Here is a 13,482-nt window from a genome sequence, read left to right on the forward strand (position 1 = left end):
CGGGGTTCCGGATTTGGATGATGATTTTAATAATTCTAATATAGAGGATACGATAGTGATAGATAATTGCGATACGAGGGTCCATAATTCACTAATTCCAGGAAGCGGAGGCTATACTAAATCTGACATTATTGATCAAATCGAGTCTGCTAACTATAAAAACCATGGGCAGTTCGTTAGAACTATATCCAGCAAATTAAAAGAGTGGATGGAAGCAGGGGTAATAACTGAAAATGAAAAGGAGGCAATACAAAATTGCGCAGGGCAGGCTAATATTCCAAGTTAATTATATTATATTATAACCAACCGTTATATAGAGATTGTACAATTGCACCCACCTATTCTTCAAATACGTCAATTTTTTTATGTGTCTTCCATGATTTAATTGCTTCTTTATGCACCACTCCTAATTGTGCAGGAATAACCTTTAAACCTAAAACTTTTGCCATAGCGAATCGATGCATCCCTCCTGCTCCATATATTGGATTATTATTTCTATCTATATGAAAAAGTAACCCCCCATGTTCATTAAAATTCCAAAAGTTTAATTCTCTTTGGGTTTTAAAGCGTTTAGATTTTTTAACTTCTTCATACAGCTTGTCCAATTTACTATATCTAATAATTATATCATTAATGTTAGTACAATTATCTACTTCTCCCCCAAATCTTTCTATTTTATCCAACATATATTGATATATTCCTGTTTCCTCCCAGGGAACGTTTTCAACCCAGTGCGAACTACATGCCTTATAAATAACACTTTCCTCAATGTTTATTTGCTTTTGCAAATCCCAATCACCTCCCAAAACTACGCCAGAGAATGATCTGTGTTTAAAAGGTAATCCAGTAGAATGATTTTGTGGATTAATATAGATGAGTTCCCCAAATTGAGGACCATATGAACCATACTTCAATTTATTTTGGGCTCCCTTTAAAAAACGAAAGGAAAAAATTTTAAATTTTAACCACCCCGAATTACTATTATTCATGTTTTTTAAAAATAATAAATTTGATTTAATAGGCTTTCATGATCTCGATTAAGTACGCAAGTTGCAATATCACTTTTTGCAACACTTGGAAAACTTTCTCGACCTAGTGGATCAATAATTATGCTTTTAACTCCTATAGAATAAGCTTCAAGAATTGATCCTGAATATTTAGAAATATGAATGTGGCATTGACTTAATAATGCCGGAAGTGGATAAAAGGTAGCTTTTTCAATTTCAACTTTTGATAGTAGATCATGATCTTTTAAAACCGAAATCAATAACCTCTTTTGATCCAATTGTCTGGGATGTAATCTTAAATACCATTTGTATCCAAGTTTAGTATTCTTAATTGCATTTAAAAGATAATCTTCTAAAATTATTCCATCAATGGGTTGCATAGTATAAAGAATAATTTTTTCAGAAACAGCCTCTGAAATAGCGTAATTTTTTAAACAAAAATTAATCCAGGGGTTTCCTTTTACATAAACTTTGTGAAAGCTCTGATTTTTAGCCCATTTATTTATTTCTCGTGCAGAATCTTCATCCCAACACCAAAAATTTTTCGGTAGTAAGTCATAGCCTTTATCTGGAATCTTATTAAAGTTGGTATATGCCATGTGCTGACTTCCTTGCCCTCCGTGCTGAATATCCCAGGTAGGAATACCTAGTGCATTACAGGCGAGATTCATTGCGTACATTTCAGAAACATAATAACATAATAAGTAAACATTCTCAACTTCAAATTTTTTAAATTTCAGTATATAAATATGTTTCAACAGAGATATATACATAAATTGTTTAAGGATATGGTCCTGTTCGATTTTTGCCCCCTTAAAATTTCTATTTACTTCCTCTATAAATTTGTCATAATCTGGCCAGTCAGGATTTTTTCTACTTCTTAACTTCCAAAGAATTTCGCGTAAAAACAACACTGCATATTTCAAGTTTTCAATAAAAATAGTTTTTTTGGAATGATCTATTCTATTCCTGTATTCTTTTGAAGTATTTCCATATTCCAGAAGTCTGAAATCTAAATTACATTTCTGTACGTCATCGATTAAATCATTAAAATACCTATTTTTAATAACAGTTTCTGAATTATATCTAAAGTGAGGTGCCAAACAATAAATATCTTTTACTCTTATAGATTTATTAAAAGGATAAAATAGACAAATAAATTGCCATATACCTTTAAAAATTTTTATTAATCTCTCTGTAAATTTTTCTGATGTTGGCGTTTTTGAATTATTTATATGAAACCCAAAAAATAGCCTCATTTTTATTAAAGGCCATAATTCAACATTATTCTTCACCCATTTATTAACAGGGTATTCCTCTTCAAAAGAATTGATTAGTGAAGTGAATCTTTCTCTATCCATTGATAAATAACTAACTTAAATAAGATGGAAATTATTTTCCCTTGATTAGAGATTTTTCTATATGCTTTGGCACATTAGAATGTGCCCAAAGGTAATTTGTTAAAGCATACCTCGTTCCTTTTTGAATTGGTTTACCCCTATGTATACCTCTGGTATCTGTAAGTATCACGGTTCCAGCCGCTCCTGTGATTGTTTTAAGTCTTTCAGGTTCCTTTTCTATCAATCTATTTACTTCCTGTTCGGTAAACCTATTTTGAAACTGATCAAAATTATAATTATAGGAATCCTTATAAATATTATACGACTTATGGCTTTTTGAGATATATTGAAAAGGCCCATTATCATCAATGACATCTGTTAAATAAACGATCGATTTTGATTGTTTGACATTCGCATGGTCTCGATGCCATCCACCACCCGAACCTTTATTATTCTCTGCTGCAATTAGTTTAGCCCCCAAAGTAAAACCGTCCTTCATCTTTGTTCCCTCGTAAGTTTGCAATAAAGAAATAAGCAATGGATGAGTATAATATTCATTAATAAAGGAACTTACTCTATTTGCGCCAAATAGACGAAAATCTGAATCAGCCGCATCCTTCCATATTTGATCCGGGAATTTCTCAATCAAATTGTCGATTTCGGTTATAGCTTGTTCACACCAATTTTTATCAAAGTGATTTTCCAATATGTAAAACCCCTTAGATCTAATATTTTCTACAATTTCCTGTTCTTTATGAGAGGAAATAAATGTGGAATTATTTAGCATTTTAAGGCGCACATTATTTAATTCTACCTTCGCAGATTTTACTAACTTATTTAATTTCATAATGGTTAGGGAAAATTTAGAATTTGGTATTCAAATATACCGTAATGAGGTTATATTTGAAAAAAATTAGGAAAAGCTTATATTTTACCCCCCGATACCACAAAAAATTTCTTAGTGATTGGGGAAATATACATTTATCATTAAACGCAAATGCACCTTTATTTAAATGCTGTTTAACTCACTCGAATTTGCCATCTTTCTACCAATAGTTTTTATTTTATATTTTTATTTCACCTCGCATAATTTAAGATTACAAAATTTTCTGATAATCGTTGCCAGTTATGTATTTTATGGCTGGTGGGATTACAGATTTTTATCCCTCATAATTTTCAGTACTATTATAGATTACAGCATTGGCATCCTGCTTTCTAAGGAGTTGTATGTAACGAAAAGAAAAATTTTGCTTTGGGCCAGTATATCTATTAATTTAGGGTTTTTAGGGATCTTTAAGTACTATAATTTTTTCATTGATTCCCTATATAATTTAGCACCCGGTTTACAAAGCACTTTAGGTTTTAATACGCTTGAAGTAATCTTACCTGTAGGCATTAGTTTCTATACCTTTCAAACATTAAGTTATACTATTGATGTTTATCGGGGAAATTTGAAGCCTACAAAAGATTTAATATCTTTTGCTGCTTTTGTTGGATTTTTTCCGCAATTAGTTGCAGGGCCTATTGAACGAGCTAGTAATCTTCTACCCCAATTTTACAAACCTAGGAAGTTCACTTATGCCAAAGCTGCTAATGGCCTAAGACAAATATTATGGGGGTTTTTCAAAAAAATTGTGATTGCAGATAATTGTGCCCATTTCGCTAATTTGTTTTTTTCAAATAATGAAGATTATGGAGGGAGCACTTTATTATTAGGTGCAATATTTTTCACCTTCCAAATATATGGAGATTTTTCAGGATATTCAGATATCGCTATAGGCACCTCAAGGCTCTTTGGCTTTAATTTGATGAAAAATTTTGCTTTTCCTTATTTTTCAAGAGATATCGCAGAATTTTGGAGAAGATGGCATATTTCTCTTTCAACCTGGTTTCGGGATTATTTATATATTCCGTTAGGCGGCAGTAAAGGAGGCATCCATATGAAGATTAGAAATACTTTTATCATATTTATTGTAAGTGGGTTCTGGCATGGTGCTAATTGGACCTTTATTGTTTGGGGCGCCTTGAATGCAATTTACTTTTTGCCATTATTATTAACGAAGAGAAACAGAAAAAATACCGATCTTGTTGCAGAAGGTAAGACCCTTCCAAATTTAAAAGAAATTATGGCCATGGGAGGCACTTTTATCCTTACCGTTTTCGCCTGGATTTTTTTTAGAGCTAAAAGTATTGAACACGCAATTGATTATTTTTCTGGTATTTTCGCCCCATCAATATTTAATATCCCTCAATTTGATGGCAAAACTGAAGCTTTAACTTTGGGGATAATAATAATTCTATTTATGATAATTGAATGGTTTGGACGATCAAGAGAATTTGCAATAGAATATATAGGAGATAATTTGAAAAGACCATTAAGGTTTACCTTTTATTTTTTAATCATAATGAGTATCCTGTTTTTGGGCAATTTTAGTGACAACCAGTTCATTTATTTTCAATTTTAACATGTTCACATTTTACAAAAGAATTCTAATAATAGCAGCGCCAATATTATTTTTAATAATTGGAGTAAACTACTTTGGTGATGCTGCTAAAATCTTTCACGATGATTATGAAAAACAAATAACAAAAATTTTAGAAAACGGGGATTATGTAACAAATATTAGGAATTATAACGAACGGATTTTACAGGAAGAGCTTGTAAAAGGGAAGCAGAAAGCACCAGATGTATTGGTAATAGGATCAAGTAGAACGATGTTAATAGATTCGAGTTATTATAAAGGCAGAAGCTTTTTTAACAGCTCTGTGAGTGCAGCTAGTTTGCAAGATCTTATAGCAATTTATCAGATATATTCCAGTTTCGATAAATTGCCCAAAAAAATTATTATTGGGGTAGACCCCTGGACATTTAAGGAAAATAGCGAAAGAAATCGTTGGGAAGCTATATCCTTTTATTACTATGATTTTTATGGCAGGGAAAATCAAAACAATTCGCAACATTTCTCACAATTGATTTCACTATCATATTTTCAAGCATCCTGGAAGAGTTTACTTTCTGTATGGGGTAATAATGATAAACCAATTGCCACTCATAAATTTTACAATAAAACAAATACAAAATTAAATGATGGTTCAATTAGTTATGGAGAAGAATTTAGATCTGCATCAAAAAGCAAGGTTGAAACAAGAGCAAAGGAATATTCTGTTGGGGAATTAATTAGGAGATATAAGCACTATACCGAAATGTCACCAGAAAAAATAGATGAATTCCAACATTTTATAAGTCATCTAAAACAAAGGAATATCGAAATTGAATTTTTTCTAGGACCTTATCATCCTATAACTTATGAGGTAATAAATGAGAATTTTGAAATTTTTAATGAGGTTGAAAATTTTATGAGGGACTTCTCCAGGAAACATACTATAAAAATTTATGGGTCTTTCAATCCCAAGAAATATCATTTAGGCGGTGAATTCTTCTTTGATGAAAAACATTTAACTAAAAAAGGAATCGAAAAAATATTACGGGAGTAACGCATATTTAAAAAATTTGGGAATTCACCATAATTTTTGCTAGTTCCCAATCTAACATAGTATCAATATCAAGAGAAGATTCGCGGTCCATCACGTATTTTTTTACTTTTTTAAGTTCTCCAAGCTTTTTTTGTTTTAAACTCTTAGTATTTATTATATAAATTGCCCCATTTAATTCCCAAACTTTAGGACAGTCTTGGCGCCTTAAAAAATTTCCATCCTTAGATTTTTCTAAATAGCCCTTAGCATTCTCTTCACGCAAAACGTAGTAAGGATTAGCATCTGTTTCTTTGACAGACACGATCATATCTAAAGATGAGTCATACAATTCAAGAGCTTCTCGTATGTGTCTATCTGTTCTAAATGGCGAAGTAGGTTGAAGAAGAATTACTACCTCCGGGTACTTACCGTTCGCCTCAGCATAATTCAGAGCATGTAATAAAACTTCATGGGTTCCAGAAGTATCGGATGCTAATCCGCGTGGCCTTAAAAATGGTACATTTAACCCTGTTTCTTCAACGGTGGCCTTAATCTCTAAGGAATCTGTACTAACTATTATTTGCTCATCTAAAAATACTTCTCTGGCGGCCTTGATGGTATAATTAATCAAAGGTATTCCATTCAGCCTTTTTATATTTTTTCCAGGAACCCCTTTAGAACCACCTCTTGCTGGAATTACAACTAACATCTTACTCTATGTGTTTAACAAATTCCTGAGCCTGCTTATAATCTATCGGTTTACCAATATCAATCCAAAAGCCAATAATCGGGCTATGTATTAACTTACCTCCTTCTTCGACCAAAGTTTCCATAAGCGTAGTGATATCAAAAAATTCGTTTTTGGGTATCTTATTAATAAGTTTTCTATTTAATATATAGATACCTGCGTTGGAATGATATACGTAAGAGGGTTTTTCTTGAAATGCCCTCACACTATGATTATCCGTTTCAAATACTGCATACGGCACATCTACTTTATATTCTGTAGAGGCCACAGCCATTTGTGCATTATGCCTTACCATATCCAAATAAAGATCTTCAAAATCTACGTTTGTAAACAGGTCACTATTCATTAGCAAAATATTTTCTGTTTCAAACTTCTCCACTAATGCCAAAGCACCTGCGGTACCCAAAGGCTGGTCTTCCCAAATATATTCGATAGTAACCCCTTTACTACTTCCATCGCCAAAGTAATCCTGAATTTGTTCCCCCAGATATTTAACCGAAATATAGAATTTTTTAATTCCAAATGAAATTAGACGATCAATATTATGCTCGATTATAGGTTTGGACCCAAGTGGCAGCATCGGTTTCGGGATAGAATCAGTTAAAGGACTAAGCCTTTTCCCCCGTCCTCCGGCCATGATCATACATTCTAAAGGTAAAGAGGCCTTGGTCTTTTCTAAATCTATAATTTTGAGCAATTGCCTTTCTTTATTTAAGATAGGTAAAATTTTAATGTCCTTTTTTCTATAAGTTTTTAAGTCTAAATAATCTTCTTTTTCATATTCAAATATGAATTCAGAATTACAAACTTCAGAAACCTTTTGATTAATATCTGCATTTTTAACTAAGGACCTTCTAATATCTCCATCGGTTAGGGAACCTATTACTTTCTTATTATCATCTATAACAAAAAGTATTAACCTACTAACCTCACTTAAGTATAGAATCTTATTTAGTTTTTCCAGGGCTTCCAGAATTGATTTGTCCTTGTATATGAGAAGAGTATCTACAGTCATAATTAAAATTTAATATCGTAAAACCGTTTTTTAGTAGAATTAACCGGCCTGGAAATAACTTCTAAAATTTTCTTTGTTGTATTACCATTGCCATACACCTGTTCCTGATCCTTAATAGATTCAAGAAAAGATGGATCATAGGCCTTTTTAAGTGATTCCTGAATATCATTTTGATTACATCTGGTTTGTAGAACACTTAACGGTGCCACCCTTCCTTTTTGACGGTCACCAATATTGATCGTTGGAATTTTAAAATAAGGAACTTCTACAATCCCACTTGAAGAATTACCAATGACCAGATCCATAAATTGCAGTGCAGAAAGGTAACGAAGCTGACCTAAGGATTTAAATGCCACTGAATTTTCTTTATTTTTCAGAACATATTCTTCAATCATTTTATTAATCACCCTCCCTCCTTTGTCTGAATTTGCATAGGTAAATATTAAATTTGTTTCTGTTAAATTGTCCAAAGACTCTAAAATTGAAGCAAATTGGTTTTTGGCCGAATTATTTTCCAAAGTTACCGGGTGAAAAGTTACTAAAATATTTTTCTTGTTAAGCTTAAAGTCTATGGATTGCTCAAACTCACTCTTATCAAGCAACTTAAGATCCCGAATAGAATCCAGAATTATAGCTCCTACATTAAACACTCTATCCGGCGCTTCCCCTAATTGAATAATTCTTTTTTCATATATTTCAGTGGAAGGAAAATGCCAGTAACTCATTTTTGTAATCGCATGACGAATACCTTCATCGTATGCACCTTCAGTTGTATCACCTCCATGAATATGAGCTATAGGTATATTTGCAATCATTGAAGCCGTAGCTGCCGCCAACATTTCAGATCTATCACCTAAAATAACAACCAGATCTGGACTCAATTCATCCAGGGCATCAGCAAAACCCATTAAAGCCAGGCCTATAGATTTAGTTATTCCACCTGCAGAGTCTGAAGAAACAATACATTCAACTTTTTTAGCGATTATAAAACCATCTGCAACGATTTCGTTAACCGTATAACCAAATTCTTTAGACAGGTGCATACCCGTCACAATCAATTGCAGTTCTAAACTTTCACTTTCCTGAATTTCCTTAATTAGCGGTCTTAGCAAACCATATTCTGCCCGGGTTCCGGTAAAAACGGTTATTTTCATAATTCAATTAAATCATCTTCCGAAAAATCCCTTGCTGCGACGAGGCCTAAAACATCATCCCATCTCATAGGGCTCAAACCCGTACCCGGTCTTTTAACTGTTAGGTTATTCTCAGTTAATTTCTCTCCTTTTTTAATAAAAGTTGAAGCTACAATACTCTTCCTGGCAACATCTTTATTTTTTCTTTCTGAGTTAGACAACTCCTTTATTCCTGAACCACTAATAGCTTTTTCAATATTTCTTATAGCCGCCACCATTTCTTTTAATTCATGAGGCTCTAAAGACGCACCATGATCTGGTCCCTGCATATTTTTATCCAAAGTAAAATGCTTTTCTATAATTTTAGCCCCAAGTGCTACTGCAGCTACTGGAACTTCTATTCCTAAGGTATGATCTGAATAACCGACGTGGGTATTTAGTTCATTTTTTATATGGAGCATAGCTTTTAAATTCACATCCTCCATAGGTGTAGGATACTCCGTATTACAATGAACTATCGAAATTTGATCTTTCTTAAGACCTTCTCCCTGAAGAATTTCAAATGCTTTTTTAATTTCTTTAATATCAGCCATTCCAGTAGACATAATAACGTCTCTTCCAAAGCTCGCGACTTTTCTTAAATAAGGCAAATTCGTAATTTCACCCGATGGAATTTTATAAAAAGTCGGCTCCATGCTTTCCAAAAACTCTAAACTTGGGAAATCAAAACCTGTAGATAAAAATCCAATCCCCTGCGCATCACAATATCGCTTAATTTCAGTAAAATTTTCGAATGACAATTCGAGTTTCTTAACCATCTCATATTGTGATTCTCCAGTACCAGTACTTTTTTCCTGATATCCGGCTTTTTTAGCCTTTTTTGTAAGGTTTAGCTCTGTTTTAAATGTTTGGAATTTAACAAAATTAGCCCCTGCAGCTGCTGCAACATCCACCAGTTTCTTTGCATTTTCTAAACTTCCATTGTGATTAACCCCTGCTTCTGCAATTATAATAACTCCCATTTAGTCTTCTTTTAAAAACAATATAGTTGCTTCTCCATCAATTACCAACTCTTCATCCCGCTTTACATAAGTTCGCAATTTAATTACAGGTTTATCTTTTCTTATAGACTTAATTTCTACAGTGGCTGTGACAGTGTCGCCAATAAACACTGGAGCAAGAAAATTTGTATTTTGATTCATATAAATTGTGCCCGCTCCAGGAAGATCAGATCCAAGAAGTCCGCCAAAAAGTGAAGTTACAAATGGTCCTTGAACAATTCTTTTTTTAAATCTGGTACCTCTTGCATATTCTTTATCAAAATGAATGGGGTTCTTATCTCCAGACAATTTTGAGAAATCTAATACATCCTTTTCGGTAAATGTTTTTACTTCACTGGCAAACTGCCCTACAGCAAAATCTTCGATTTTAATATCTTTCATCAATCCTAAAAAATTTTTAAAATTTAACGTACGTAAAATCAGAGGGTTTTATGTTATTCTTTTTATAAATTTCCTTCTCCATGGAGAGTATAACCTCTGAGTCTCTTGACCTTATTTTTCTTGCCGGCGACCCCATATATATACTCCAGGGTTCCAGATCTTTTGTAACAAGACTTCCACTAGCTACCACTGTACCCTCCCCTATCGTGACTCCGGGATGTATTACTGCATTAGTCCCGATGAAGGAATGCTTTTTACAAACTACATGTGAGCGGTAAAAAGACCGATACTCCTCAGAAACTAAAGGACTTGGAATACCCTTTCCGGTTATATCATCTGAACCTGTAATAATTCTAACGCCAGCACAAACTCCTACAAAATCTTCCAAAATACAAATTCCTCCTCCTGCGATTGAAACATGATTCGCTACGTGTACATAGTTCCCTATATAAATACCTAAACCTCCCATAATTAGAGAGAATTCACTCAGCCGACTATTATTTTTAATGGTTATTTGACTTTCATTTATCAGGGATATAGGTTCGAAAATTTCAACGTTCTCACCAATTTCTTTGAATTCTCTCATTTTATTTTAATTTAAACGGACGCTACTTGGAATATTTACAATTCGTTCTTCAAGATATTCAGCATTTTCCTGTTTATCGCGATAGCAATTTTTATACATAGGAAGACGATACATTAGCTGCCAAATTGGCCTGGTCATTACCCCAGCTTCATTTGTGATTTTTAAAAATTGATCTCGTGATGTACGATTTTCAAGTTCTACAGCCATTAACCAATAATTTGCTCTTGTATCGTCTAATTCCTTCCTGAATTTAATACTTGTACTTCGGAAAAACTCAGAATACATTTCCGCAAGTTCTCTTTTATCATTTAAAAATTTATCCAGATTTTCCAATTGCGCGCAGGCAAGTGCGGCATTAAGATTTGGCATTCTAAAATTAAAACCTAACTGGTCGTGAAAATATTCATAAGCATGTGGCCTTTTTGCTGTTGTTGTAAGATATTTTGCATTGATTCCAAAATTATCATTATTAGTTACAAGGGCACCGCCCCCCCCGGATGTAACAATTTTATTCCCATTGAAAGAAAACACACCAATGTCTCCAAAACTACCGGTGGATTTGTTTTGATAAAGACTGCCTAATGACTCTGCAGCATCCTCTACAACCGGAATATTCCACTCCTTACATATTCTTACAATTTCTATAATCTTAGCTGGAAATCCGAATGTGTGCATTGGCAAACATGCAGCTATTTTTTTCCCTGTTAATTTGTTAAAGCAATGGCCTTCCCTATTTTCAGCATGTGTATTTAAAAAATTTTGTAAAGCTGAAGGTGACAAACCCATATCATCCAAATCAACATCAAGGAATATCGGAGTTGCATTATTATAAGATATCGCATTGGCGGTTGCAACAAATGTTAAAGACTGAGTAAGCACCTCGTCCCCCGGTTGCACGCCAACCAAATTTAAAGCTACTTGAATACCAGCAGTCCCATTAACAACAGCCACAGCTTTTTTAGTCTCAGATATCTGAGCCATCATCCCTTCAAATTTATCTACGTACTTACCTAAAGAGGATACAAAGGTGGAGTCTATAGTCTCTTCAAGGTATCTTTTTTCATTTCCTACAAATCGCGGTTCATGCAGAGGTATGAAATCATTCGATTTATAGACCTCCCTTATATATTTGATTACTGAATTAGCTTCCTTCATTACATTTTAGAATCAAGATATTTACCCATTTCCTTATGGCCGAATTCTGGTATCATTTTATTAAATAACTCTACAATTTCCTTTTTTTTCCAATTTCCTTTTTTTAGCATTTCATTTATGGCTCCCTCAAATAAGTGTAATTTTGCATCATTTAGCTCAAGATTGTTCTTGATGATTCCTAAATTTTGAAATTTTGAAAGATCCAGAGTTTCGTTTTCAGTAAAAAACTCTTCAAAATCTTTTTCACCAGTGGTATCACTAACAGTAAACAAACAAGGCCATCTTCCTTTAGGGGGCAGTGTATCTATTAAGGAGCGGGCTTCTTCTTCAGATTTACATTCATAAGCATCATATCCTTTAGATTTTAAAAACTTTATTGCAATTTCAGAAAATTTTATCAAGTGAAGGCTTTCACTCAATTTAGGAAAAAACACATCCCTGTTTTCCCCAAAAATACAAGACATTAAGCAAAGTTCGCCGGATTCCTGAGGAGTTACAAAATATCGCCTTACATCGTTAGGAGCTACTATAGGTTGATTTTTTTCAAGTCTTTGATTAAACCCATGTAAAAGAGATCCATCTGAAAATGCAACATTTGCAAATCTTGCGGTCGAAATTGAAATTTCTTTACTCCGTCTCATTAGAAACATTTCCATGATTCTTTTGGAGGCCCCCATCATATTTACTGGATTTGCGGCTTTATCTGTTGAAACACAAAAGTATTTTTTAACTCCTTTTTCAATTGACTGTTTAATTGTCTTTTCGGTATTAAAAATATTTACATTAATCATTCGCATTAATGTAAACGGATCTTTTTCACTTCGAACATGTTTTAAAGCAGATAAGTTCAGAACGAAATCAAATTCCCCATCCGCTTGAATAAAAGCATCGTATTCAACGGATCCTATATCAAGAGCAAAGGTTTGAAAATCTCCCTCTATATAACCAATAGAACTGCGAATATCCCTGACCAACTCCACCATATTATTTTCACTGATATCAACAGCGTGTAATTTTTTAGGATTTCTTTTAAAAATTTCTTTAGTGACCGCCTGACCAATCGAACCAGCCGCACCGAGCACTAAAAAGGAAGAATCAGATACAATTCTATTAAGTTTTTCCTTGTGCAAGTCAATATCCTTTTCAAATAAGGGCTTTTGCCTTCCAATAAGCTTTAAAATCTCCATATGTATAATTTTAAAAAGTGCGGGCTAATTAACCTTCACCACTTTTTTAATATAATATTTTTTAAATGTAAATAGCTTTGCATTTTCAATACCAAACTAGATCCTATATAAAGTATTAGACCAACGGTTCCTCCAATTAGAATGCGAAATACATCTAAATACTCATCAATTAATATATCAATATAAAAGACCACAGCACCAATTATAACAGCTAAAAATAGAGGAGGAAAAATATCTTTAATTTGTTCCCATGCTGAATAACTTATAAATTTATTTGTGTTATAAGCATTTATAAAAAATATCAATAAGCTGACGATTACCTGTGAATATAATAAACCAAAAATACCAAATTGCAACCCTACTATAATTCCAATTACAATCAATAGCTTTTCGTA

General features: G+C 33.2%; 14 protein-coding genes and 1 pseudogene. 3 read left to right on the forward strand and 12 right to left on the reverse strand.

Annotation, left to right across the window (positions count from 1 at the left end; all coding sequences use genetic code 11):
• The coding region (locus ACNKXV_RS00490; RefSeq protein WP_417905738.1) for a hypothetical protein at window positions 1-286 on the forward strand (286 nt) is incomplete at its 5' end.
• Window positions 287-338: 52 nt separating this feature from the next.
• On the opposite strand, the gene ACNKXV_RS00495 is transcribed toward ACNKXV_RS00490, so the two are convergent.
• From ACNKXV_RS00495 to ACNKXV_RS00505, 3 genes are read right to left on the reverse strand one after another with little or no spacing between them, the layout of a single operon-like run.
• Window positions 339-989, reverse strand: a complete 651-nt coding sequence (locus ACNKXV_RS00495; RefSeq protein WP_417905739.1) for a hypothetical protein — start codon at window positions 987-989, stop codon at window positions 339-341.
• A 5-nt stretch (window positions 990-994) separates the two neighbouring features.
• Complete coding sequence (locus tag ACNKXV_RS00500) at window positions 995-2,368, reverse strand: hypothetical protein (RefSeq protein WP_417905740.1); 1,374 nt, start codon at window positions 2,366-2,368, stop codon at window positions 995-997.
• A 31-nt stretch (window positions 2,369-2,399) separates the two neighbouring features.
• Window positions 2,400-3,194: a phytanoyl-CoA dioxygenase family protein gene (locus tag ACNKXV_RS00505; protein ID WP_417905741.1), complete on the reverse strand. Its 795-nt coding sequence runs from the start codon at window positions 3,192-3,194 to the stop codon at window positions 2,400-2,402.
• 166 nt (window positions 3,195-3,360) lie between these two features.
• On the opposite strand from ACNKXV_RS00505, the gene ACNKXV_RS00510 reads away from it, so the two are divergent.
• Together ACNKXV_RS00510 and ACNKXV_RS00515 are read left to right on the forward strand one after the other, a co-directional pair.
• Window positions 3,361-4,812 (forward strand): MBOAT family O-acyltransferase, encoded by a 1,452-nt coding sequence (locus ACNKXV_RS00510; protein WP_417905742.1) that lies wholly within the window; start codon window positions 3,361-3,363, stop codon window positions 4,810-4,812.
• Between the two features lies 1 nt (window position 4,813).
• Window positions 4,814-5,842 carry a hypothetical protein gene (locus tag ACNKXV_RS00515; protein WP_417905743.1) on the forward strand — a complete coding sequence of 343 codons (1,029 nt, stop codon included), beginning with the start codon at window positions 4,814-4,816 and terminating at the stop codon, window positions 5,840-5,842.
• A gap of 7 nt (window positions 5,843-5,849) precedes the next feature.
• Here ACNKXV_RS00515 and ACNKXV_RS00520 read toward each other — a convergent pair whose 3' ends face one another.
• From ACNKXV_RS00520 to ACNKXV_RS00560, 9 genes and pseudogenes are all read right to left on the reverse strand, one after another.
• Complete coding sequence (locus tag ACNKXV_RS00520) at window positions 5,850-6,530, reverse strand: acylneuraminate cytidylyltransferase family protein (RefSeq protein WP_417905744.1); 681 nt, start codon at window positions 6,528-6,530, stop codon at window positions 5,850-5,852.
• 1 nt (window position 6,531) lies between these two features.
• Window positions 6,532-7,584, reverse strand: coding sequence for a nucleotidyltransferase family protein (locus ACNKXV_RS00525; RefSeq protein WP_417905745.1), 1,053 nt, complete (start codon window positions 7,582-7,584; stop codon window positions 6,532-6,534).
• 2 nt (window positions 7,585-7,586) lie between these two features.
• Window positions 7,587-8,738: a UDP-N-acetylglucosamine 2-epimerase gene (gene neuC, locus ACNKXV_RS00530; RefSeq protein ID WP_417905746.1), complete on the reverse strand. Its 1,152-nt coding sequence runs from the start codon at window positions 8,736-8,738 to the stop codon at window positions 7,587-7,589.
• The gene (neuB, locus tag ACNKXV_RS00535; RefSeq protein ID WP_417905747.1) at window positions 8,735-9,739 is read right to left on the reverse strand and encodes an N-acetylneuraminate synthase; all 1,005 of its coding nucleotides are present in this window, start codon (window positions 9,737-9,739) and stop codon (window positions 8,735-8,737) included. Before neuB ends, neuC begins: the two co-directional genes overlap by 4 nt.
• The gene (locus ACNKXV_RS00540) at window positions 9,740-10,159 is read right to left on the reverse strand and encodes a MaoC family dehydratase (protein ID WP_417905748.1); all 420 of its coding nucleotides are present in this window, start codon (window positions 10,157-10,159) and stop codon (window positions 9,740-9,742) included.
• A gap of 16 nt (window positions 10,160-10,175) precedes the next feature.
• A complete protein-coding gene (locus tag ACNKXV_RS00545; RefSeq protein WP_417905749.1) occupies window positions 10,176-10,745 on the reverse strand; it encodes an acyltransferase in 570 nt (189 codons plus the stop codon).
• Window positions 10,746-10,751: 6 nt separating this feature from the next.
• Complete coding sequence (locus ACNKXV_RS00550) at window positions 10,752-11,900, reverse strand: LegC family aminotransferase (RefSeq protein WP_417905750.1); 1,149 nt, start codon at window positions 11,898-11,900, stop codon at window positions 10,752-10,754.
• Window positions 11,900-13,087 (reverse strand): UDP-N-acetylglucosamine 4,6-dehydratase, encoded by a 1,188-nt coding sequence (locus ACNKXV_RS00555; protein WP_417905751.1) that lies wholly within the window; start codon window positions 13,085-13,087, stop codon window positions 11,900-11,902. The genes ACNKXV_RS00550 and ACNKXV_RS00555 overlap by 1 nt, the downstream gene beginning before the upstream one ends.
• 35 nt (window positions 13,088-13,122) lie before the next feature.
• Window positions 13,123-13,482: pseudogene (locus ACNKXV_RS00560) on the reverse strand (polysaccharide biosynthesis C-terminal domain-containing protein); the annotation flags it as partial.

The sequence above is a fragment of the Christiangramia aquimixticola genome, assembly GCF_048285835.1.
Classification (GTDB): domain Bacteria; phylum Bacteroidota; class Bacteroidia; order Flavobacteriales; family Flavobacteriaceae; genus Christiangramia; species Christiangramia aquimixticola.

Bases quoted from the DNA above. Each gene is read 5' to 3' on its own strand.
- ACNKXV_RS00495 (WP_417905739.1), bottom strand. From the start codon at position 989: ATGAATAATAGTAATTCGGGGTGGTTAAAATTTAAAATTTTTTCCTTT.
- ACNKXV_RS00500 (WP_417905740.1), bottom strand. From the start codon at position 2,368: ATGGATAGAGAAAGATTCACTTCACTAATCAATTCTTTTGAAGAGGAA.
- ACNKXV_RS00505 (WP_417905741.1), bottom strand. From the start codon at position 3,194: ATGAAATTAAATAAGTTAGTAAAATCTGCGAAGGTAGAATTAAATAAT.
- ACNKXV_RS00510 (WP_417905742.1), top strand. From the start codon at position 3,361: ATGCTGTTTAACTCACTCGAATTTGCCATCTTTCTACCAATAGTTTTT.
- ACNKXV_RS00515 (WP_417905743.1), top strand. From the start codon at position 4,814: ATGTTCACATTTTACAAAAGAATTCTAATAATAGCAGCGCCAATATTA.
- ACNKXV_RS00520 (WP_417905744.1), bottom strand. From the start codon at position 6,530: ATGTTAGTTGTAATTCCAGCAAGAGGTGGTTCTAAAGGGGTTCCTGGA.
- ACNKXV_RS00525 (WP_417905745.1), bottom strand. From the start codon at position 7,584: ATGACTGTAGATACTCTTCTCATATACAAGGACAAATCAATTCTGGAA.
- neuC (WP_417905746.1), bottom strand. From the start codon at position 8,738: ATGAAAATAACCGTTTTTACCGGAACCCGGGCAGAATATGGTTTGCTA.
- neuB (WP_417905747.1), bottom strand. From the start codon at position 9,739: ATGGGAGTTATTATAATTGCAGAAGCAGGGGTTAATCACAATGGAAGT.
- ACNKXV_RS00540 (WP_417905748.1), bottom strand. From the start codon at position 10,159: ATGAAAGATATTAAAATCGAAGATTTTGCTGTAGGGCAGTTTGCCAGT.
- ACNKXV_RS00545 (WP_417905749.1), bottom strand. From the start codon at position 10,745: ATGAGAGAATTCAAAGAAATTGGTGAGAACGTTGAAATTTTCGAACCT.
- ACNKXV_RS00550 (WP_417905750.1), bottom strand. From the start codon at position 11,900: ATGAAGGAAGCTAATTCAGTAATCAAATATATAAGGGAGGTCTATAAA.
- ACNKXV_RS00555 (WP_417905751.1), bottom strand. From the start codon at position 13,087: ATGGAGATTTTAAAGCTTATTGGAAGGCAAAAGCCCTTATTTGAAAAG.